The sequence below is a fragment of the Seohaeicola saemankumensis genome, from assembly GCF_042678485.1.
GTDB lineage: Bacteria > Pseudomonadota > Alphaproteobacteria > Rhodobacterales > Rhodobacteraceae > Seohaeicola > Seohaeicola saemankumensis.
On sequence record NZ_JBHTKR010000002.1, the window covers coordinates 230,945 to 251,212 of the forward strand.

Annotated in this window: 19 protein-coding genes and 2 pseudogenes; 13 read left to right on the top strand and 8 right to left on the bottom strand. The window is 62.4% G+C overall.

Annotated elements, in window-relative coordinates; translation table 11 throughout:
* From ftsH to folD, 6 genes are all read left to right on the top strand, one after another.
* Entirely contained in the window at positions 1–1,911 is a 1,911-nt protein-coding gene (ftsH, locus tag ACFQ3C_RS04920) for an ATP-dependent zinc metalloprotease FtsH (RefSeq protein ID WP_380789353.1), read from the top strand.
* A gap of 74 nt (positions 1,912–1,985) precedes the next feature.
* On the top strand, positions 1,986–2,690 hold the full coding sequence (locus tag ACFQ3C_RS04925) for a methyltransferase domain-containing protein (protein ID WP_380789354.1): 705 nt from the start codon (positions 1,986–1,988) through the stop codon (positions 2,688–2,690).
* A gap of 79 nt (positions 2,691–2,769) precedes the next feature.
* Positions 2,770–3,795, top strand: coding sequence for a magnesium transporter CorA family protein (locus ACFQ3C_RS04930; protein WP_380789355.1), 1,026 nt, complete (start codon positions 2,770–2,772; stop codon positions 3,793–3,795).
* Positions 3,796–3,859: 64 nt separating this feature from the next.
* On the top strand, positions 3,860–4,462 hold the full coding sequence (locus tag ACFQ3C_RS04935; RefSeq protein ID WP_380789356.1) for an MOSC domain-containing protein: 603 nt from the start codon (positions 3,860–3,862) through the stop codon (positions 4,460–4,462).
* Between the two features lie 152 nt (positions 4,463–4,614).
* Entirely contained in the window at positions 4,615–6,291 is a 1,677-nt protein-coding gene (locus tag ACFQ3C_RS04940; protein ID WP_380789357.1) for a formate--tetrahydrofolate ligase, read from the top strand.
* Between the two features lie 64 nt (positions 6,292–6,355).
* On the top strand, positions 6,356–7,249 hold the full coding sequence (gene folD / locus ACFQ3C_RS04945) for a bifunctional methylenetetrahydrofolate dehydrogenase/methenyltetrahydrofolate cyclohydrolase FolD (RefSeq protein ID WP_380789358.1): 894 nt from the start codon (positions 6,356–6,358) through the stop codon (positions 7,247–7,249).
* A gap of 33 nt (positions 7,250–7,282) precedes the next feature.
* Here the strand turns inward: folD and ACFQ3C_RS04950 are convergent, their stop codons facing one another.
* From ACFQ3C_RS04950 to ACFQ3C_RS04965, 4 genes are all read right to left on the bottom strand, one after another.
* Positions 7,283–7,708: a PaaI family thioesterase gene (locus ACFQ3C_RS04950; protein WP_380789360.1), complete on the bottom strand. Its 426-nt coding sequence runs from the start codon at positions 7,706–7,708 to the stop codon at positions 7,283–7,285.
* 149 nt (positions 7,709–7,857) lie between these two features.
* Positions 7,858–8,520 (bottom strand): ligase-associated DNA damage response endonuclease PdeM, encoded by a 663-nt coding sequence (gene pdeM, locus ACFQ3C_RS04955; protein WP_380789362.1) that lies wholly within the window; start codon positions 8,518–8,520, stop codon positions 7,858–7,860.
* A gap of 40 nt (positions 8,521–8,560) precedes the next feature.
* Positions 8,561–10,972: a ligase-associated DNA damage response DEXH box helicase gene (locus tag ACFQ3C_RS04960; RefSeq protein WP_380789364.1), complete on the bottom strand. Its 2,412-nt coding sequence runs from the start codon at positions 10,970–10,972 to the stop codon at positions 8,561–8,563.
* 199 nt (positions 10,973–11,171) lie between these two features.
* Positions 11,172–12,113, bottom strand: a complete 942-nt coding sequence (locus ACFQ3C_RS04965) for a DUF6792 domain-containing protein (RefSeq protein WP_380789366.1) — start codon at positions 12,111–12,113, stop codon at positions 11,172–11,174.
* 139 nt (positions 12,114–12,252) lie between these two features.
* Here ACFQ3C_RS04965 and ACFQ3C_RS04970 point away from each other — a divergent pair, with 139 nt between their 5' ends.
* Together ACFQ3C_RS04970 and ACFQ3C_RS04975 are read left to right on the top strand one after the other, a co-directional pair.
* Complete coding sequence (locus ACFQ3C_RS04970) at positions 12,253–12,459, top strand: hypothetical protein (RefSeq protein WP_380789368.1); 207 nt, start codon at positions 12,253–12,255, stop codon at positions 12,457–12,459.
* A complete protein-coding gene (locus ACFQ3C_RS04975) occupies positions 12,456–13,856 on the top strand; it encodes an MATE family efflux transporter (protein WP_380789370.1) in 1,401 nt (466 codons plus the stop codon). The genes ACFQ3C_RS04970 and ACFQ3C_RS04975 overlap by 4 nt, the downstream gene beginning before the upstream one ends.
* Before the next feature lie 24 nt (positions 13,857–13,880).
* Here ACFQ3C_RS04975 and ACFQ3C_RS04980 read toward each other — a convergent pair whose 3' ends face one another.
* The gene (locus tag ACFQ3C_RS04980) at positions 13,881–14,285 is read right to left on the bottom strand and encodes a hypothetical protein (protein WP_380789372.1); all 405 of its coding nucleotides are present in this window, start codon (positions 14,283–14,285) and stop codon (positions 13,881–13,883) included.
* A 20-nt stretch (positions 14,286–14,305) separates the two neighbouring features.
* Positions 14,306–15,508, bottom strand: a complete 1,203-nt coding sequence (locus tag ACFQ3C_RS04985; RefSeq protein ID WP_380789374.1) for a pyridoxal phosphate-dependent aminotransferase — start codon at positions 15,506–15,508, stop codon at positions 14,306–14,308.
* An 89-nt stretch (positions 15,509–15,597) separates the two neighbouring features.
* Between ACFQ3C_RS04985 and ACFQ3C_RS04990 the strand changes: the two genes are divergently transcribed.
* The 5 genes and pseudogenes from ACFQ3C_RS04990 (at position 15,598) to ACFQ3C_RS05010 (ending at position 19,314) form a co-directional block, all read left to right on the top strand.
* On the top strand, positions 15,598–16,029 hold the full coding sequence (locus tag ACFQ3C_RS04990; RefSeq protein ID WP_380789376.1) for a helix-turn-helix domain-containing protein: 432 nt from the start codon (positions 15,598–15,600) through the stop codon (positions 16,027–16,029).
* A gap of 1 nt (position 16,030) precedes the next feature.
* Positions 16,031–16,330 carry a succinate dehydrogenase assembly factor 2 gene (locus ACFQ3C_RS04995; RefSeq protein WP_380789378.1) on the top strand — a complete coding sequence of 100 codons (300 nt, stop codon included), beginning with the start codon at positions 16,031–16,033 and terminating at the stop codon, positions 16,328–16,330.
* A 120-nt stretch (positions 16,331–16,450) separates the two neighbouring features.
* Positions 16,451–16,708, top strand: a pseudogene (locus tag ACFQ3C_RS05000) (MarR family transcriptional regulator); the annotation flags it as partial.
* Between the two features lie 773 nt (positions 16,709–17,481).
* A complete protein-coding gene (locus tag ACFQ3C_RS05005) occupies positions 17,482–18,252 on the top strand; it encodes a hypothetical protein (RefSeq protein WP_380789380.1) in 771 nt (256 codons plus the stop codon).
* A gap of 9 nt (positions 18,253–18,261) precedes the next feature.
* Positions 18,262–19,314: a hypothetical protein gene (locus ACFQ3C_RS05010; protein WP_380789382.1), complete on the top strand. Its 1,053-nt coding sequence runs from the start codon at positions 18,262–18,264 to the stop codon at positions 19,312–19,314.
* 26 nt (positions 19,315–19,340) lie between these two features.
* On the opposite strand, the pseudogene ACFQ3C_RS05015 reads toward ACFQ3C_RS05010, so the two are convergent.
* Together ACFQ3C_RS05015 and ACFQ3C_RS05020 are read right to left on the bottom strand one after the other, a co-directional pair.
* Positions 19,341–19,781, bottom strand: a pseudogene (locus tag ACFQ3C_RS05015) (IS5 family transposase); the annotation flags it as partial.
* Positions 19,782–19,940: 159 nt separating this feature from the next.
* Positions 19,941–20,102 carry a transposase gene (locus tag ACFQ3C_RS05020; RefSeq protein ID WP_380789384.1) on the bottom strand — a complete coding sequence of 54 codons (162 nt, stop codon included), beginning with the start codon at positions 20,100–20,102 and terminating at the stop codon, positions 19,941–19,943.
* Positions 20,103–20,268: the final 166 nt, after the last annotated feature.

The window sequence follows — 20,268 nt, forward strand, 5'->3', positions numbered from 1 at the left end:
TTGGGCAACGCGCGAAACATCGCCTTCTGGGTCGTTCTGTTCCTTCTGATACTGGCCCTTTTCAACCTGTTCAGCGGATCCGGAAACACCCTTCAGAGCCAGACCATCGGCTATTCAGAATTTGTCCGGGCTGTTGAGAATGAACAGGTCAGCCGCGCGACGCTGGACGGCGAAAGCATTCGCTACCGCAGCACCGATGGCCGCGACTATGTCACGATCAAGCCCGAAGATGCACAGGTCACCGACCTGCTGATCGCGAACAACGTGCCGGTATCGGCCGAAAGTCAGCAGCAGTCCGGGTTCCAGACTTTCATCCTGTCGCTGTTGCCCTTCCTGCTGCTGATCGGTGTCTGGGTCTATTTCATGAACCGGATGCAGGGTGGCGGCAAAGGTGGCGCCATGGGTTTTGGCAAGTCCAAGGCCAAGCTGCTGACGGAAAAGCATGGGCGCGTGACCTTTGACGACGTGGCCGGCATCGACGAGGCGAAAGAAGAACTCGAAGAGATCGTTGAATTCCTGCGTAATCCGCAGAAATTCAGCCGCCTTGGTGGCAAGATCCCCAAGGGCGCGCTGCTGGTCGGGCCTCCGGGGACCGGCAAGACGCTGCTGGCGCGTGCCATCGCGGGCGAAGCGGGCGTGCCTTTCTTCACCATCTCGGGCTCTGACTTCGTGGAAATGTTCGTGGGTGTCGGCGCAAGCCGCGTCCGCGACATGTTCGAGCAGGCCAAGAAAAACGCACCCTGCATCGTTTTCATCGACGAGATCGACGCCGTGGGCCGCGCCCGTGGCGCAGGTTACGGTGGCGGCAATGACGAACGTGAACAGACCCTCAACCAGCTTCTGGTCGAGATGGACGGTTTCGAAGCGAATGAGGGCGTGATCATCCTGGCCGCCACCAACCGCCGCGACGTGCTTGACCCCGCGCTGCTGCGCCCCGGTCGTTTCGACCGTCAGGTGACTGTGCCCAACCCCGACATCAAGGGCCGTGAAAAGATCCTTGGCGTGCATGCCGCAAAGGTACCGTTGGGCCCTGATGCCGACATGCGGATCATCGCACGCGGCACGCCGGGCTTTTCGGGTGCGGATCTTGCGAACCTGGTGAACGAGGCCGCGCTGATGGCCGCCCGCGTGGGACGGCGATTCGTGACCATGGCCGATTTCGAGAATGCCAAGGACAAGGTCATGATGGGGGCCGAGCGCCGCTCGATGGTGCTGACGCCTGACCAGAAGGAAAAGACCGCCTATCACGAAGCGGGTCATGCCGTCGTGGGGCTGGCGCTGCCGAAATGCGATCCGGTCTACAAGGCCACGATCATTCCGCGCGGTGGTGCCCTTGGCATGGTCGTCTCGCTGCCCGAGATCGACCGCCTGAACTGGCACAAGGCAGAGTGCGAGGAAAAGCTGGCCATGACCATGGCGGGCAAGGCGGCCGAAATCCTCAAATACGGCGAGGAGAACGTGTCGAACGGTCCGGCGGGCGACATCCAGCAGGCCAGCGCGCTGGCCCGTGCGATGATCATGCGCTGGGGCATGTCCGACAAGGTCGGCAATATCGACTACGCCGAGGCACATGAAGGCTATTCGGGCAACACGGCCGGTTTCTCGGTCTCCGCGCACACCAAGGAGCTGATCGAGGAAGAGGTGAAACGCTTCATCCAGGAAGGCTATGAACGTGCGGTCCAGATCCTGACCGAACGCAAGAACGAATGGGAACGGCTGGCCCAGGGTTTGCTGGAATACGAGACCCTGACCGGCGAGGAGATCAAGCGCGTGATGCGTGGCGATCCGCCCAGTGCCAGCGATGACGAGGAAGATAAGTCCGACAAGGGCAACGCCGCCTCTGTCACGGCGATCCCCAAGACCAAGCCCAAGGCAAAGCCCGCCGGCGGTCTGGAGCCAGAGCCGACGTAATGGCCGCATCGCCGGATAATGACTGGAACCCCGGGACCTATAGCAGGTTCCGGGGTTTGCGCTTGCGCCCCGCGATGGATTTGCTGCGTGCCGTGCCGTCGCTTGCCGCGGGGCCGGTCGTTGATCTGGGCTGTGGCAACGGGGCCGCGGCCGTCGCGCTGGCGACATTTGGCAGGCCCTTGTCCGGTATCGACAGCTCGCCCGCCATGCTGGCCGAAGCGAAAGCCCTTGGCATCTATGACAGCCTGCACCAGGCGGATATCGGTCGTTGGGCGCCGGACGGCGCGCCACCCGCGCTGATCTTTTGCAACGCGGTGCTGCACTGGTTGCCGGATCACGCCACCCTGATCCCGCGGCTTGCGGCGATGCTGGCGCCTGGCGGCACCCTGGCCGTGCAGGTGCCACATCAGAACAACGCGCCGTCGCATCGCCTTTGGCTGTCGCTGGCCGAGGAACTGTTTCCCGGCCGGATCGACCCCGATCAAGGCCCCGGCGTGCTGCGCCCGGCCGAATATCACCGGCTGCTGTCCCCGCTGGGAGAGTTGAGCCTGTGGGAAACCGAGTATTACCAGCAGCTTGACGCTTGCGAAGACGGGCACCCGGTGCGCCGCTTTACCGAAACCACCTATGCCCGGCCGATCCTTGCCGCGCTGGATGAAGGCGAACAGGCGCGCCTGATTGCCGCCTATGAAGGCGTGATGGACAAGGTCTATCCCGCCGCACCGGATGGCACCGTTCTCTTTCCCTTCCGGCGCATGTTCTTTACCCTGACACGGTAAGGCGCAGGAGATCGCGCTGGCGAACGCCCGGCCCGCCGCATCGGGCAGGGTGGGCATATGCAGGGAACGGGATTGAACCATGCGACAGGATTACCTTGCCGATCCGGCCACGGACCGGCTGACCCCGGTCAGCACGCCTGCGCCGCAGGCGATCTGGACCGACCTTCTTGATCCGACAGCCGACGAGGAGGCCGCGCTTGAAGCGGAGCTTGGGCTTGATCTGCCCACCCGCGACGATATGCGTGGCATCGAGCCATCGGCGCGCATCTATTCCGAAAACGGGGTCCAGTTCCTGACCGCCAACGTGCTTGCCGGGGCCGATACGCCCGACCCGGTCATGGAGCCCGTGACCTTCGTTCTGACCCGGACCCGGGTGGTCACGATCCGCTATCATCGTCCCTATTCGCTGAGCAATGTGCCGCAACGGGCCGCTGGGATGCAGGCCGATTGCAGCACGCCCATCCGCATGCTGATGACCCTGATGGAGGTGATGGTCGATCGCGGCGGTGACATCCTCGAGGCGGAAAGCCGGAAACTTGACCTGCTCAGCCGGCAGATCTTCCAGCCAGCCGCCAAAGGTGCTGCCGCTCGGCGCAGCGTCGATCTGTCGGCGGTGATCGCGCAGATCGGCCGGCATGGCGAGCTGAATTCGCGGTTGCAGGACAGCCTTGTCACGATCGAGAGGATCGTGAACCACCTGGCCCAGATGCGGTTGTCCGCGCATAAGGACCAGAAAATCACGGAGGAAGGTCACGCAGCGCCCGCGCCGCAACAGCAGGCCCTTGGGCTGAACGGGCGCGACAAGCGTCTGCTGCGGGATATCCGGTCATTGATCGACTATGCCGAGGCGCAATCCGGCAGGGTGACCTTCATGCTGGATGCAACGCTTGGCCTTCTGAACATCCAGCAGAACGGGATCATCAAGATTTTTTCGGTCGCGGCGGTCGTGTTCCTGCCGCCGACCCTGATCGCGTCGATCTACGGGATGAATTTCGCCCGAATGCCCGAACTTGCAGCACCCTATGGCTATCCGCTGGCGCTGGGGGGCATGGTGTTGTCGGCGATCCTGCCCTATCTGTTCTTCAAGCGGAAAGGCTGGCTATAGCGCCGGGCCGCCTTCGTATCCTGTAGTTCTTTCAGACCCGTGACCGGAGAGGGGATCCATCGCCATGCCCGCATTGAAACCGACCGCCTTGCGTGCCCGCGTCATCTGGTTGGGCGTGGTCACTTCCGAGGATCGCAAGGCGCTGCTGGCCGAGCCGCGCGCCGCGCTGGACCTGACTTTCGAGGGGATCGCGGGATCCGTGCATGGCGGGCGTACGCGCGCTTCTTGCTCGCGGGTGACGGCGCAGCATCCCAGGGGTACGACCATCGGCAACGAACGGCAGCTGTCGATCCTGTCGGTCGAGGAAATGGCCGAGATTGCCGCGAAGATGGTGCTGGACAGCATTGATCCCGCGCGGCTGGGGGCCTCGATCGTGATCGAGGGGATCCCGGACCTGAGCCATCTGCCGCCCTCGTCGCGCCTGCAGGCGCCATCGGGCGCGACGCTGGTCGTGGATATGCAGAACCGGCCCTGCACCCTGCCTGCCCGCAGCCTTGAGACGGTGCATCCGGGGCAGGGCATGCGGTTCAAATCTGCGGCCGAAGGGCGGCGCGGCGTGACGGCCTGGGTGCAGCGCGAGGGTCGGATCGCCCTTGGCGATGATGTGCGGCTGCATGTGCCGGATCAGCGCGCCTGGGCCCATCTGGACGCCGCGCGCCGGGGCTGAGCCCCGCAGAGGCCCCGCAAAACGCATACGGCGGCATACAAGGCCGCAAGCCGCAATCCAAATGTCGGAAACACGACCTTTACGAGGGCCCGGCCCCTGTATAGCCAAGGAAGGAAGGGCCGGTCGGACCGGCCGGAGGAGGGAAGAAAGACATGACGTTCAGATCCGATATCGAGATCGCCCGCGACGCCCGCAAGCAACCCATTCAGGACATTGGCGCAAAGCTGGACATTCCATCGGCGCATCTGCTGCCCTATGGCCATGACAAGGCCAAGATCAGCCAGGACTTCATCTCATCCGTGCAGGATCGCCCCAATGGCAAGCTGATTCTGGTGACGGCGATCAACCCGACACCGGCGGGCGAGGGCAAGACCACGACAACCGTGGGGCTGGGCGACGGTCTGAACCGGATCGGCAAGAAAGCGGCCGTATGCATCCGCGAGGCCAGCCTTGGCCCCTGTTTCGGCATGAAGGGCGGGGCCGCGGGGGGCGGCTATGCCCAGGTCGTGCCGATGGAAGAGATGAACCTGCATTTCACCGGTGATTTCCACGCGATCACCTCGGCGCACAACCTGCTGTCGGCGATGATCGACAACCATATCTACTGGGGCAACGAGCTTGAGATCGACGAGCGCCGCATCGTCTGGCGCCGCGTCATGGACATGAACGACCGCGCGCTGCGCGATATCGTGGTCAGCCTGGGCGGTGTCGCCAACGGTTTCCCGCGTCAGACCGGTTTCGACATCACGGTGGCCTCCGAGGTGATGGCGATCCTGTGCCTGGCGACCGATCTGAACGATCTGGAGCGGCGGCTGGGCGATATCGTCGTGGCCTACACGCGCGAGCGCAAGCCGATCTTCGCCCGCGACATCAAGGCCGATGGCGCGATGACCGTGCTGCTCAAGGATGCGATGCAGCCGAACCTGGTGCAGACGCTGGAAAACAACCCCGCCTTCGTGCATGGCGGACCCTTCGCCAATATCGCCCATGGCTGCAACTCGGTCATTGCCACCACGACGGCGCTGAAACTGGCCGATTACGTGGTGACCGAGGCCGGTTTCGGCGCCGACCTTGGCGCCGAGAAGTTCATGAACATCAAGTGCCGCAAGGCCGGAATTGCCCCCGATGCGGTGGTGATCGTGGCGACCGTGCGCGCGATGAAGATGAACGGCGGCGTGGCCAAGGCCGATCTGGGCGCTGAAAACGTGGCCGCCGTGGCCGCAGGCTGTCCGAACCTGGGCCGTCATATCGGCAACGTGAAATCCTTCGGGGTGCCCGTGGTGGTCGCCATCAACCATTTTGCCGGCGATACCGAAGCCGAAGTGCAGGCCGTCAAGGACTACGTGGCCGAGCAGGGCGCCGAGGCGGTGCTGTGCAAGCATTGGGCCGACGGTGGTGCCGGCGCCGAGGATTTGGCGCGCAAGGTCGTGGCCCTGGCCGAAAGCGGCAAGGCGCAGTTCGCGCCGCTTTACCCCGACGACATGCCGCTGTTCGAGAAGATCCAGACCATTGCCAAGCGCATCTATCACGCGGATGAAGTCCTGGCCGACGCCAAGATCCGCGCGCAGCTGCGCGAATGGGAAGAAGCGGGTTACGGCCATCTGCCGGTCTGCATGGCCAAGACGCAATATTCCTTCACCACCGATCCGGGACGGCGCGGCGCGCCCGTGGGCCACTCGGTACCGGTGCGCGAGGTGCGCCTGAGCGCGGGCGCGGGTTTTGTCGTGGTCATCTGCGGTGAGATCATGACCATGCCGGGCCTGCCGCGCGTCCCCAGCGCCGAGGCGATCCGGCTGAACGACGCGGGCCAGATCGAGGGCCTGTTCTGAACACGCCGCCGGGGATGCCTCCGGCGGGGATATTTGCGGCAAGAAGACACGAGGAGTGCGGCGCATGACAGCCAGCATCATCGACGGCAAGGCATTCGCGGCAGGGCTGCGCGACACGGTGGCGGGGCATGTCGCCGCATTGGCGGCGGATCATGGTCTGGTGCCGGGACTGGCGGTGGTGCTGGTGGGCGAAGACCCGGCCAGCCAGGTCTATGTCCGGTCGAAAGGCAAGATGACCGTTGAGGTCGGCATGCGATCCTTCGAACATCGCCTGGCGGCGGATACCGATGAGGCGACGCTGCTGAAGGTGATTCATGATCTGAACAATGACCCGGAAGTGCATGGAATTCTTGTGCAATTGCCGCTGCCGGATCATCTGGACTCAGATCTTGTGATCAATGCGATCGACCCGGCCAAGGATGTGGACGGCTTTCACATTTCGAACGTCGGGTTGCTGGCGACGGGGCAGAAGGCGATGGTGCCCTGCACGCCGCTGGGATGCCTGCTGATGCTGCGCGCCCATCACGGCAACCTGTCGGGAATGGAGGCGGTTGTCATCGGCCGTTCCAACATCGTGGGCAAGCCGATGGCGCAATTGCTGCTGGGCGAAAGCTGCACGGTGACGATCGCGCATTCGCGCACCCGCGATCTGCCCGGCGTGGTGCGGCGCGCCGATATCGTGGTGGCCGCCGTGGGGCGGGCCCAGATGGTGCCGGGTGACTGGATCAAGCCGGGTGCGACCGTGATCGACGTGGGCATCAACCGCATCGACGCGGGCGAGGGCAAGACCCGTCTGGTGGGCGATGTCGATTTCGACAGCGCGGCCGCGGTGGCGGGTGCGATTACCCCGGTGCCGGGCGGGGTGGGGCCGATGACCATTGCCTGTCTGCTGGCCAATACCGTGACCGCCTGCTGCCGGGCCAATGGACTGCCGGAACCCGAAGGGCTGACGGTCTGACACGAACCGCGGCCGGCGCGGCTGTGCCGGCGGTCAGGCGAAACCGTCGACCGGCACCATCGTGCCCTGCAGGATCGCGATCAGCGTCAGCTTGTCCGCCTGTCTTGCGTGCACCTCGGCGCTGACGACCATCAGGCGGCGGCCCGGCTTGATCACCCGTCCGGTGGCGATCAGCAGATCACCCATGGCGGGCGCCAACAGGTTGATCTTGATCTCGGCAGTCAGCACGTCACGATCGGCGGGCATCAGGCTGAGCGCGGCATAGCCCGCGGCGCTGTCCCCCAGCGAAAAGGTCAACCCGGCATGGCCGAAGCCCTGCTGTTGGCGCAGGCCGGGCAGGATCGGGGCTTCGATACGGACCTCGCCGGGGGTGACCGAGGCAAGTCTTGCGCCAAGGGTCTGCATCATGGTCTGCGCGGCAAAGCTGCGCGCGATGCGGTCGGTGATCGTCTGGTCCATGGCTCTGTCCTTGTGCTGCGCGTGATCCGGTCGCGGATGCAATCCGGTATCGCACGGGTCCGATGGCTTGTTTTCCCGTGTTTATCTTCTGGCCGGGCCAAGAGACACTGCCAAATGACGGGCCCGCCCTGACGGCTGCAAGGCTGCGGTCAATGACGCATCGGGACCGGCAAGGCCCGCTGTCCGGTCAGTACCGCGATGGCATCGGGTTCCATCAGCCTATCAAGCACCCTGTCGGTGCTGCGTAACCCGCCTGTATAGGTGCCATAGGCGGGCAGGATCACGCGGCGTGTATCGATCAGGAAAGCCGGCCGGCTGAGGGTGCCGGCGCGTGTCCGCAGGCTGGTCTTGGGGTGGTAATGGCCCGAGATTTCGCCGCTTGCAGCCGGATCCGCGATGTGGCGGAAGAAAAGCGGCGGCAAGCGCACCTCGGAAAGGTGGGTTCCGCCCAGATCGACGGGACCCGGATCGTGATTGCCCTCGGCCCAGATCCAGCGCCGCCCGGCCTGCAACCGCGCGATCCACAGGCGCGCATCATCGGGCAGGCCGTCACCGGCGCGCAGATCGTCGAAACTGTCACCAAGGCAAACCACGGTGGTGGCGCGCGTTCCCTCGAGATCGGCTTGCATCCGGGTCAGCGTTTCCTGTGCCTCGTAGGGGGGCAGGGCCATGCCGCCGCGCCGCACGCGCCGCTCGGATTTGCCGAAATGCAGGTCGGATACGCAGAGCAGGGCTTGGGCAGGCCAGTAAAGCGCGCCCGAGGGCAGGGCATGCAGGGTCTCTCCGGCCAGGGTGAAGGCGTGATGGGTCATGCCTCGCGTGATGGCACCCGGCTGTGGCCAAGGCAAGACCCTAGCCCAGCCCTGCCTCGCGCATCAGCGCGTCCGCCGCTTCGGCCATAAGGCGTTCGCGCGCCATGCCGTCAACGGGCACGCGCCCCGCCTCAAGGAACAGGGGCGCCGCAAAAGGTGTCAGGCGGGTCAGCCGGATCAGGTCGATCCGGTCGCCCACGCGTTCCAGCATCTCGCGCACGCGGCCGAAATCGACAAGGCCGCGCATCGCCTCGGTGCGGGTGATCTTCAAAAGCAGGTGGTCGGGGTCGTATTTCACCAGCGTGTCATAGAGGATGTCGGATGAAAACGTGGCCTGCCGCCCGCTTTTGCGCTGCCCCGCGCTGACGCGGTCGATCAGCCCCGCGATGGTGGCCGAGGCGCGGAAGGTGCGTTTCATCACCGCGTTGCCCCTGAACCAGGCCTCCAGCCCATCTTCCAGCATTTGCGGGTCCAGCAGGGCGCGCGCGTCTGTCAGCGGCTGCAACCCCCAGATCAGCGTGGCGTAATCGGTGGCGACGAAGCCCAACGGATCAAGGCCCATCTCTTCCATCCGCTTGGTCAGCAGCAGGCCCAGCGTCTGCTGCGCGTTGCGGCCTGCGAAACCATAGACGCAGGCATGTTCGCGCCCGTCATGGGGAAAGCTTTCGATCAGCAGGCGTCCGGGTTCCGGCAGGCGGCTGACGCGGCGCTGCAAGGCCAGCCAGTCGGCCGTGTGCGCGGGCAGGTCCGGCCAGTCATCCTGTTGCAACATATGCAGGATACGGGTGCTGAGCTGGGTGGAGGTGGCGAATTTCGTCCCCATGAAAGTGGCGATTTTCGGCTTGCGGCCCGGATCGGGGCTGACCTCGACGGTCATCTCGCGCAGACCCTCGTAGCGCACGATCTGCCCCCCGATCAGGAAGGTGTCGCCGGGGGTGAGGGTGGCGGCAAAGGCCTCCTCGATCTCGCCCAGGGGCTTGCCGCCGCGATTGCGGCGGAAGCGCACCTTTAGCGTATCGGTGTCCTGGATCGTGCCGATATTCATGCGGATCTGGCGCGTGGCGCGCGGGTCGCGCAATTGCCACAGCCCGTCTGGCCGCTGCATCAGGCGCTGCCAGCGGTCATAGGCGCGCAGGGCATAGCCGCCCGTGGCGATGAAATCGAGGCAGGCGTCGAAATCCGCACGGGTCAGCGTGGCATAGGCGCCGGCGGTCGTCACCTCGGCGTAAAGCGCATCGGCGTCGAAGGGACCCGCGCAGGCGGCAATCAGGATCTGCTGGCAAAGCACATCCAGGGGGCCGGATCCGCGCGGCGCGCCATCCAGATCATGCGCGCGCACGGCCTCAAGCGCTGCCAGGCATTCGATCACCTCGAACCGGTTGGCGGGCACCAGCAGCGCCTTTGAGGGGGCGTTATAGCGGTGATTGGCCCGGCCGATGCGCTGCACCAGCCGTTTCACGTTCTTGGGCGCGCCGATCTGGATCACAAGGTCCACATCGCCCCAGTCGATACCCAGATCCAGGCTGCCGGTGCAGACGATGGCGCGCAGCTGGCCTGCGACCATCGCCGCCTCGACCCTTGCGCGCTGCTCGCGGTCAAGGCTGCCGTGATGGATGCCGATGGGCAGCGCATCCTCGTTCGCCAGCCACAGGTTGTGAAAGAAGATTTCGGCCTGCGCGCGGGTGTTGTGGAAGATCAGCGTGGTACGATGCGCCTTGACCTGATCCAGCACGGCAGGGATGGCATAGGCGGCCCCGCCGCCGGACCATGGGGGCGGCTGATCGGTGGTCAGCATCGCGATATCGGGATCGGGGCCGGGATCGGCGATCAGGATCGGGCAGGGATCGGGATGACGGGCGAGGAACCGCGCGATGGCGGCGGGGTCGTCCACCGTGGCCGAGAGGCCGACGCGGCGCAGGTCGGGGCGCAATTGCTGGATGCGGGCAAGGGCCAGCATCAGCTGATCGCCGCGCTTGCTTTCGGCCAGGGCGTGGATTTCATCAACCACGATGCGTTTCAGCCCGGCGAAGATCCGGGGGGCATCCTCGTAACTTGTCATCAGGGCCAGGCTTTCCGGTGTCGTCAGCAGGATATGGGGCGGGTCGGCGCGCTGGCGGCGCTTGACATGGGCCGAGGTGTCGCCGGTGCGATCCTCGATCCTGACGGGCAGGCCCATCTCGGCCACGGGGGTTTGCAGGTTGCGCTTGATATCGGCGGCCAGCGCCTTGAGCGGCGAGACATAGAGAGTGTGCAGACCCTCATGGCCGGAGGTGGCAAGATCGGCCAGCGTCGGCAGGAACCCCGCCAGCGTCTTGCCGCCCCCGGTAGGGGCGATCAGCAGCAGGGCGGGATCATTGCTGCGCGCCAGCATGTCCAGCTGATGCGGATGCGGCGCCCAGCCCTTGGCCTGGAACCAGTCGGTGATGATGGGGGGCAGGGCGGTCGCTGTCATGCCGCCAGAGGTAGGGCAAGCGAGGCCGCGCGGCTAGGGGGAGATGGGCCCGCAAGGGCGCCACCGGGCCTGTCCCTTGATGGGACATTTTGCAGGGTGAGGGATTTCAAGGGGTTACGGGTGCGTGTTGGGGCGATTTTAACGGGTTGTCCAAGCCTTCTGATGATCTTGAGCGCCCGTCCGACGTACTGGGGTGGCGTTATGACCGGTCGGGCTGGCTGATTTCGGTCTTGCGATACGCGGCGCAGAGCGGGCCGTCATAGACATGACGTTTGGCATAGTGCGCCGTGTAGCCATGGGCGTTGTCCTTGCGCCCGCTGTCGGCCAGGATTTTTGCCAGTCCGCAGGCGATGATGTCCATGGCATGACCGCCGATGCGGGATTTCTCCTGTAGCTGGATGCCGATGTCATAGCGGTTGAAGCGGGTTGTCGTGATCGCCGTGGCCGCGTTGCGGATCGGGTCAAGCGCCTCTCCCGTGTGGAAAAGGCGGTAGATCACGGGCCAGTTCTGCGTGATGTCGCCTTTCAGGGCCAGCCATGACCAGTTGGTCACGGGCGAGCTGTTGAAGGCATAGACCGTCTTGATCCGGTCAAAACGGTAGCCCGCCTGCTGGGCCAGACCGCCGCCCAGCGAATGCCCTGCCGCATGGATCGCAGTGCCCTTGTATTGCGGTTTTTCGAATTCCTTGAATACCTTTTCAAGCTCTTGCCGCGCGCGGCGATACTGAACCGGTTCGATCCCGGTCACGTTGGAAAGGTTCGCGCTCCAGTCCCGCAGGCTGGGGCCTTCGGTGCCGCGGAACACGATGATCGCCTCGTGCACCCTGTTGCCTGGGGTGGTGTAGAGGAAGGTTTCGTAGAAAACCCCGCTGGGATCGTCGAGGCAGAAATTGACGCCCGGGATATTCGCGGCGCGGGTCCATTTTCCATGGTCGGTGTCGGGCAGTTTCACCATGCCGGCGTGGTCTGCGGGGGCTTGGCAGGGCCTGTCGTTGACGGCCGGTTCCCGGTAATAGACCATTTCGGACAGCACGGCCATGAAGCCGAAACGGGCGGCAACCTCCTGGATGAATGGGTCCTGTCCGATCACCGGCGGGTTGATCTTGTCCTTGTGGGTCAGATAGGCGACCGGCGTGACCACGGCACCACAGGCGGCCAGCAGAGGGACACAGATCAGAAGGGCGAAAAGGGTTTTCCGGCAAAGTCTTTGGCGCAATGAAACACTCGTACACAGACATCAACATGAAGGCGGCGACCCCGGCAGGCTGACACGCAGGGCCATGCAGATCAAGATTTTTCCCGATGCGGTGGTGCTGCTGGCGGGCCGGGGATGCCTCCGGCGGGGATATTTGCGGCAAGAAGAAACGGACGGCGCGGTGACGGGGGAAGGGCGGGGCGGTTGGGGCGGCGGCGCGGATGCCATGGGCTGTCGTGCCGCGTGGTTCGTCTTGCGCCTGTCACCAAGCGGCGCTAGGGCCAATGCATGACTGACGCGCGCCCCGAGACCCTGACCCCGCAGCCCCTGACCCCGACCGGGCATATGCGCGCGATTGCCGTGCTGGGCCTTCCGCTGATCCTGAGCCATGTGGCGCAATTCTCGATCTCGCTGACCGATGCGCTGATGCTGGGCTGGTATGATGTGACGGCCCTGGCCGCGCAGGTTCTGGCGGGGATGGTGTTCTTCGTGCTGTTCCTCTTCGGATCGGGTTTTGCCTGGGCCGTGATGCCCATGGTGGCCGAGGCGGAATCGGCAGGCCAAAGCCCGCAGGTGCGCCGCGTCACCCGCATGGCCATGTGGCTGTCGATCCTGTTCGGCGCGCTATCGATGCCGCTGATGATCTGGTCCGAACCTGTCCTGCTGGCGCTGGGCCAGACCGAGGAGATCGCGCGCGAGGCCAGCCGCTATCTGATCGTGGCGGGCTGGGGCATTTTTCCGGCCCTGCTGGTGATGGTGCTGAAATCCTACCTGGCCGCGCTGGAGCGCACGCAGGTTGTTCTGTGGGTGACCATCGGGGCCGTGGTGGTCAATGTCATCGTCAATTACGCGCTGATCTTCGGCAATTGGGGCGCGCCCGAACTGGGGATCGTCGGGGCGGCCTGGGCCTCGGTCTCGGTGCATTTTGTGTCGCTGCTGTTGCTGGCCATCTATGCCGCTGTGGTCACGCGGGAACATGCGCTGTTCATCCGGTTCTGGCGCCCCGATTGGGAGGCCTTCGGGCAGGTGTTCCGGCTGGGCTGGCCCATCGGGATCACCACGCTGGCCGAGGTGGGGCTGTTCGCGGCCGCCTCCATCATGATGGGCTGGCTGGGTACGCTGCCGCTGGCGGCGCATGGGATCGCGCTGCAGATCGCGTCACTGGTGTTCATGATCCATCTGGGGCTTGGCAATGTCGCCACGGTTCGCGCGGGCCGCGCGCTGGGGGTGCAGGACTGGGGCGGGCTGCGGCTGGGCGCGCGGGTCGTGGTGATGCTGTCGCTGGGCCTTGCGGCGCTGACGGCGGTTCTGTTCGTGGTGATGCCCGAAGTCCTGATGGGCCTGTTCCTGTCGCCTGACGAGCCGGACCGCGCGACGGTCATCGCCATAGGTATCGTGCTGCTGGCGGCGGCGGCACTGTTCCAGCTGGCCGATGCGGCGCAGGTGATGGCCTTGAGCCTGCTGCGCGGCGTGCAGGACACGCGCGTGCCGATGATCATCGCCACGCTGTCCTATTGGGCGGTGGGGATGCCGGTGGCCTATGTGATGGGCTTTGTCTTCGGCTGGGGCGGTGTTGGCGTCTGGCTGGGGCTGGCCGTGGGGCTTGCGGGCGCCGGCCTGTTCATGATGCTGCGGTTCTGGGCCGTGATCCTGCCCAGACTGACGGCACAGACGCGAGCGGCAAGCTGAAGGCCGTCATCAGCGGGCGGGCGGTCAATTGTCCTTTGTCAGGCGGTCAGCCTTCTTGCGGACCAGAACGGTACGCAGATCATGCATCGCCAGAAGCAGCGTATCGGTGACCGCATCCAGCTGTTCTTCGGTGGCCCGCGTCTGGACCCATTGCGCCGTCAGGTTCAGGTGATCCACCGCGCGCAGGATATCATCCACCTCGCGCGCGGCCAGAAGCGCGGTGCGCCGCGTCATCCAGTCGGTGATGGCGGCCATGTCCGGATCGGACAGGCGGCGGTCGCCATGCGGCTTGACCTCGCCGTTGCGGATGTTGATCGTTGCGATCTGATCCATCTCGATCCGGCGCTGGCGGTTCTCTGTGTCCACGCGGTAGACCAGCGCGCCGTTGTCGCGAACGCGAAAGTAGTAATCGGGAAGCTCGCCTGCCATGTGGTCCCTTCCTTGTTCGCTCAGACCAGGGCCGCGCAGAACCTCTGGATGCGGGCGCAGGCCTCGGCCAGGGCTGCGTCGGAGGTAGCGTAGCTGATGCGGAAGTTCGGCGAAAGACCGAAGGCCGCCCCAAAGACCACGGCCACGCCGGTATCCTCCAGAAGTGCGCGGGCAAAGGTTTCGTCATCCGCGATCACGGTGCCCGCGGGCGTGCGCTTGCCGATCAGCCCGGCGATGGAGGGATAGACGTAGAAGGCGCCTTCGGGCACCGGGCAGGTGACCCCCTCGATCGCGTTCAGCGCCTTGACCACCAGATCGCGACGGCGCGCGAACATCGCGTTGTTGGGCGCGATGAAGTCATGGGTGCCGTTCAGCGCCTCGACAGCGGCCCATTGGCTGATGGTGCAGGGGTTCGATGTACTTTGCGACTGCACCTTGCGCATCGCGTCGATCAGCGGCTTGGGGCCTGCCGCATAGCCGATCCGCCAGCCGGTCATCGCATAGGCCTTGGAGACGCCATTCACGGTCAGGGTGCGGTCATAGAGGGCGGGTTCCACCTGCGCCGGGGTGCAGAAGGCGAAATCGTCATAGGCCAGGTGTTCATACATGTCGTCGGTCAGGACCCAGACATGCGGATGGCGCATCAGAACATCGGTGAGGGCCTTCAGCTCGTCCCAGCCATAGCCCGCGCCGGTCGGGTTGGAGGGCGAGTTGAACAGGAACCATTTGGTCGCGGGGCTGATCGCGGCCTCAAGCTGTTCGGGCGTGATCTTGAAGGCGTTGTCCAGCGTCGCCTCGATGAAGACGGGCGTGCCGCCCGCCAGCAGAACCATATCGGGATAGCTGACCCAATAGGGGGCGGGGATCACCACCTCGTCGCCGGGGTTCAGCGTGGCCATCAGCGCATTGTAGAGCACCTGCTTGCCGCCGGTGCCGACGCTGACCTGGTTGGGCGCGTAATCCAGCCCGTTGTCGCGCTTGAACTTGGCGCAGATCGCCTGCTTCAGCTCGGCGATGCCATCCACGGCGGTGTAGCGGGTCTTGCCGGCCTCGATCGCCCTGATGCCTGCCGCGCTGATATGGGCGGGCGTGTCGAAATCCGGCTCGCCCGCGCCAAGGCTGATGATGTCGCGGCCCTGTGCCTTCAATTCCATGGCCAGGTTGCTCACCGCGATGGTCGGTGACGGTTTCACGCGGTCAAGCGTCTTGGACAGGAACGACATGGGCTTGGGCCTCTGGTTTGAATTCGACAGGTCAATGTCTTAGGATGCACCCGGAAGCCGATCAAGCAGGATCGGCGGATTGGAGAGAAATGACACCCGAACAATCAGCACCCGAGCCGGCAGAGCAGCAAACCGACATCGAAGACGACTGGTACGGTCCCGATACCGCGACCTTTGGCGACCGTGTCGCCGCGGCGCGCGAAGCGGCCGGCATGAGCCAGAAACAGATGGCCCGCCGACTTGGCGTCAAGATCGGTACGGTGCGCGGCTGGGAGGATGACCTGTCCGAGCCGCGGGCCAACAAGCTGTCGATGATGGCGGGTCTGCTGAACGTGTCGATCGTCTGGTTGCTGACCGGTGAGGGCGATGGCGTCGCCGCCCCGGTTGACGAGAGCCCGATCGCGCCCGATATCAATGCGCTGCTGGTCGAGATTCGTGACCTGAAGACCCAGATCGGCGCTGCGGCTGACCGGCTGGGCCGGTTGGAAAAAAGCCTGCGGGCCAAGCTGAAGGGCGATTGAGATGCTGATCGAACAGGCCCCCGAGGGCGAAACGCGCGAGACACGGCTGCGCCGTCTTGCCATGCGGTCGATGCGGCGGGGTATCAAGGAAATGGATGTGATCCTGTCGCGCTTTGCCGAACTGCACCTGGGCGGTCTGGATGACGCGATGCTGGACAGCTACGATGCCCTGCTGCGCGAAAACGACCATGACCTGTATTACTGGGTCAGCGCCGTGTCGGAGCCGCCCGCGACCTATTCCCCCCTTGTGGCGCGCATCCGCGCGATGCTGGCCGAACAGGGTGGCGTCGTCCAGCGTTGAGGGGCATCCGCGCGTGATCCCCGATTTGCGCGGCTTTTTAGGGACTTCCGGACAGGCTTAACCTGTTATTGTGTTTTATGCTGCATGTTGCCCGACGCAAACAACCCGTCGGAGTAGCCCATGACCATGCACAAGACACTGGCCACCGGACAGCGATCCGGTTTCATGGGCGGATATCTCGAAGCGCTGTCGCTGGTCGAACGACTGCACCGCTTGCTGCTGGACGTCATCAAGGACGAGTTCGAACGCGTCGGCATGCTGGAAGTGAATCCCGTGCAGGCGCTGTTGCTGTTCAATATCGGCGACAACGAGGTGACGGCGGGCGAGTTGAAAACGCGCGGCTACTACCAGGGCAGCAATGTCAGCTACAACCTCAAGATGTTTGCAAAGTAATTCATAATAGGAGAGGACATAAGAATTAAGATCGGGGGACTGGCTGGCCCCTCTTCCTCTAACATCGAGGGCATGCCAACTGCAGGAGTGGATCATCCCGCCCAGAGGTCAGCGGTAGAGGGTCGATCTTGCCAGAGGTGGAGAGGGTTTGCAGCTCCCCACCTCCCTCTATTAATTTCCTGGCGGCGCTAGACCCCACACGGGGGGAGGACGGGAAGGATTGCGTTGGTATTACCTACTCGGATTTTTTTTTTAGCCCAAATCCGATTCCCCCAGCGAGACACCCGAAGCACACTCTGCGATCCACCTATGGTCCTGCACGTCCGTCCCTACCAGACCCCCCAGAGGCTCTCTCATGCCGCTGAAGTATTCGCAGATGCTCCCGAAAAGGCCAGCCTTGCGGCCTACGAGGCTGTTGAGAGCAGATGCCGCAGTGTCCTGCTTGCGGAAAGCGTTGGGTTCCTGTCGCGCAGTTGCCTCGGCACCCTCAACCTACATGACCGCCGCTAACCCCTTGGTATCATAAAGGCCGGCGAGATTTCGGTGTGCCACCCCAAAATGGTTCCGCTTCTTGGCCTTTGTTCCTTCGATCTTCGCGGCGGCGGTCAGATCAGCCAAATCATTCCGCAGTTGCGACAAAACTTTTTGGGAAGCGTTCGGGGTTTGGGTGCCAGCTCCAACACACGTTCGGCGATATTCCGCTTGTTTTTTATCCGTTGCTTGTTAGCTTTTCTACCAATGGACGAGGGGGAAGAATCATGAAATTTAAAGTAGCGTTGATGTTGCCCGTTCTGGGATTGCTTTCAGCATGCGGTGGCGGTTCAACCAGCGTTGTTCCGAGCGCTAGCTTCACAACCTTGAGGGCGTTCAGCGACGGTGCTGGTGTGGGGCGTGGTGTTGCTTCTGACGGCACAGAAACCGTATTCATCGCGCCTGATATTGCTGCTGTGGTTGCTGGTGCCAACCAAAGCTCTGGCAACGAAGTGGTTGATGTACAATTTAGCGATTTTTCGGTTGTACAAACACTACCAACCGCAGTCGTCAGAAGCGGGACTATCACAGTCGAAGGAGAGGTGGCAAACGTACTCATTATCGAAGACAACGGTGGCGAAGCTGGTCTAGTTTACCTTGAGTTTCCAGGCTACGCTGATGCTGTATTTGCAGTTGGCTCAGCATATGGAGCCGCGCCCGGTGGTGAATTCACCTACTCAGGGGCACATATAGTTTCAAACCGAATATTCGGTGGCGCAGAGGTTGGTGATTTCACATTGACAGCAAACTTCACCAACGGGACTTTCAGCTATAACGGAAGCACCACCAATACATCGCTGACAGGAAGTGGCGGAATTGATGTTGCCAACGGTAGGTTTGCCAGTGGCAGCTTGACATCAACTGTATCTGGATCAACAGCTACGGCATCAATGTATGGCCAGCTACATGGGGATACAGCTCAGTCCGTATCTGGCGTGTTCCATACGAACGAAGCCAACCCGACTTATGCAGGAGCATTTGTAGGTAGCAGGCCGTAAAGCATAAAAGTGAAAAATCTTCTAACAGCGGCGGTAGCGCTTGTATTAGCGCTGCTGCTTCCCTCGCCATCGAAAGCTTTTTGCCTAGACGCAGCGGCAGACAGCCGCTTGCAAGTCTATTGTCTTTCTAAAGTATTGTCAGGCACTGCAACAAACTTGCAATCTGCTCAAATGCTGGACTTTCGAATCAAGCAAGAGGGGTATGACAATGGAATTGGCTTGCCGGGCAATGTAAGGCCAATGAGTTTGATACCTTACATCGCCCCGATTTTGGAGTATAGCTCAGACATAAACGGAGGTAATCCAAATCGGCCTCTAGTTCTTGGGTCGCTGACTTTTTATGGCGATGAGGAGTTTTATCGAAAAAAAGGAATAATTGCTGGAATTGGAATTGGTAGCTCTGGGCGTATTATTTTTGGTCAGGGAAAGTACTTGAATCTTAACTTTGGCGTAAGTTATGCACATTCTCCCGAGCATGATATTGGTGTCAGCAGATTTCATGCCAATATATGCAGCAAAAATGACATAGGTAATAACTTTTATTTAGATGGCTGCTTTGCAGTAAGTGGTATTCACCGCGAGTTGACTAGTGAAACTACGGGTAGCGCTACAGTTAGTATCGCCAAATTGTTTTCTAAAGGCACCAACCGCTTCAATCAAGCAAGTTTTGGTGTCAGTCGTTTCTTTGACAAAGGATATGATCAAAATCAGATCCTGGTAAGGTTCGACACACTATATAGGTCTGGATTTTTCACAAGCTTCAATGCTTCAGTTGGGCCGACTGTTGCTGCTAATCTTGCAATGCGCCATAGTTTAAGTGCTACTGTCGGAACAACGTTTCTCAACAAGCCGATTAGAGCTACTGCTTCTTACACATATTCAGATGGCGGTAAGCTATTGGGCTTTTCGCGTGAGGATGCATTGAGGTTTTTCAGCATCACTTACGCAGTGCATCCGCGAGTAAGCCTTTCAATGGGTTATAGGGAAATAAGCAGTAGCATAGATTATTTCAGTGAGAGCGAAGCGATCTTTGGGGTGCAATTTAGCCCAATAAAATTTTAAGGTCAGGACTCATTCTTCCGTCATAGTCAGAACATGACGGTTGCTGCGAGGGCGACGGCGGAGAGGAAGGCCTTGGGGCACTTGTCGTAGTGCGTGGCAACCCTACGCCAGTCCTTCAGGCGTCCGAACACGATCTCGATCCTGTTGCGGCGTTTGTAGCGGCGCTTATCGTATTTGACAGGCTTGCCACGCGACTTCCGGCCCGAAATGCAGGGCTTTATCCCCTTGTCTTTCAACGCATCTCTGAACCAGTCAGCATCATAGCCGCGGTCGGCGAGCAGCCATTCTGCAGATGGCAAGCTGTACAGCAGGGTCGCGGCACCCGTGTAGTCGCTGACCTGGCCTGCGGTCATGAAGAAGCGGATCCGACGTCCATCGGCATCGGTAACGGCGTGCAGTTTGGTGTTCATGCCGCCCTTGGTCTGGCCAATCAGACGACCCCTCTGATCGCTTGGCCCCCTTCTTCGACCGCAGGCTGGTCGCCGTGCGGTGCGCCTTCAGATAGGTCGCGTCGATCATCACCGTCTTCGGAACGGCCGCCTCGGAGGCCAGCCCCTCCATCATCCGGGCAAAGACACCCCTGTCGCCCCATCGCTTCCAACGGTTGTAGAGGGTCTTGGGTGGACCTACTCCTTCGGCGCATCACGCCACCGCAAGCCATTGCGATTGATGAAGATGATGCCGCTCAAAACACGCCGGTCATCGACACGTGGCTTACCATGGCTCTTGGGAAAGAATGATTCCAGACGCGCCATCTGCACATCCGTCAGCCAGAAAAGGTTGCTCATTGATCGGTCTCCTTGCAGAGGATGAATCATGCCGCAAAAGTAAGATCAATGGGTACTGACCCTAGAGCGCACGCAATGGGTCAGAGATCGCCAAAGACGAAAAGGTTATCTATTGAAATAATGGCTTGCATTGAAATAAAAAATCAGATGAAATTTCCGTTGCTTG

Excerpts from the sequence above, each read along its gene's own strand:
- ACFQ3C_RS04925 (WP_380789354.1), top strand. The coding sequence starts at position 1,986 with ATGGATTTGCTGCGTGCCGTGCCGTCGCTTGCCGCGGGGCCGGTCGTT.
- ACFQ3C_RS04930 (WP_380789355.1), top strand. The coding sequence starts at position 2,770 with ATGCGACAGGATTACCTTGCCGATCCGGCCACGGACCGGCTGACCCCG.
- ACFQ3C_RS04935 (WP_380789356.1), top strand. The coding sequence starts at position 3,860 with ATGCCCGCATTGAAACCGACCGCCTTGCGTGCCCGCGTCATCTGGTTG.
- ACFQ3C_RS04940 (WP_380789357.1), top strand. The coding sequence starts at position 4,615 with ATGACGTTCAGATCCGATATCGAGATCGCCCGCGACGCCCGCAAGCAA.
- folD (WP_380789358.1), top strand. The coding sequence starts at position 6,356 with ATGACAGCCAGCATCATCGACGGCAAGGCATTCGCGGCAGGGCTGCGC.
- ACFQ3C_RS04950 (WP_380789360.1), bottom strand. The coding sequence starts at position 7,708 with ATGGACCAGACGATCACCGACCGCATCGCGCGCAGCTTTGCCGCGCAG.
- pdeM (WP_380789362.1), bottom strand. The coding sequence starts at position 8,520 with ATGACCCATCACGCCTTCACCCTGGCCGGAGAGACCCTGCATGCCCTG.
- ACFQ3C_RS04960 (WP_380789364.1), bottom strand. The coding sequence starts at position 10,972 with ATGACAGCGACCGCCCTGCCCCCCATCATCACCGACTGGTTCCAGGCC.
- ACFQ3C_RS04970 (WP_380789368.1), top strand. The coding sequence starts at position 12,253 with ATGCAGATCAAGATTTTTCCCGATGCGGTGGTGCTGCTGGCGGGCCGG.
- ACFQ3C_RS04975 (WP_380789370.1), top strand. The coding sequence starts at position 12,456 with ATGACTGACGCGCGCCCCGAGACCCTGACCCCGCAGCCCCTGACCCCG.
- ACFQ3C_RS04980 (WP_380789372.1), bottom strand. The coding sequence starts at position 14,285 with ATGGCAGGCGAGCTTCCCGATTACTACTTTCGCGTTCGCGACAACGGC.
- ACFQ3C_RS04985 (WP_380789374.1), bottom strand. The coding sequence starts at position 15,508 with ATGTCGTTCCTGTCCAAGACGCTTGACCGCGTGAAACCGTCACCGACC.
- ACFQ3C_RS04990 (WP_380789376.1), top strand. The coding sequence starts at position 15,598 with ATGACACCCGAACAATCAGCACCCGAGCCGGCAGAGCAGCAAACCGAC.
- ACFQ3C_RS04995 (WP_380789378.1), top strand. The coding sequence starts at position 16,031 with ATGCTGATCGAACAGGCCCCCGAGGGCGAAACGCGCGAGACACGGCTG.
- ACFQ3C_RS05005 (WP_380789380.1), top strand. The coding sequence starts at position 17,482 with ATGAAATTTAAAGTAGCGTTGATGTTGCCCGTTCTGGGATTGCTTTCA.
- ACFQ3C_RS05020 (WP_380789384.1), bottom strand. The coding sequence starts at position 20,102 with ATGAGCAACCTTTTCTGGCTGACGGATGTGCAGATGGCGCGTCTGGAA.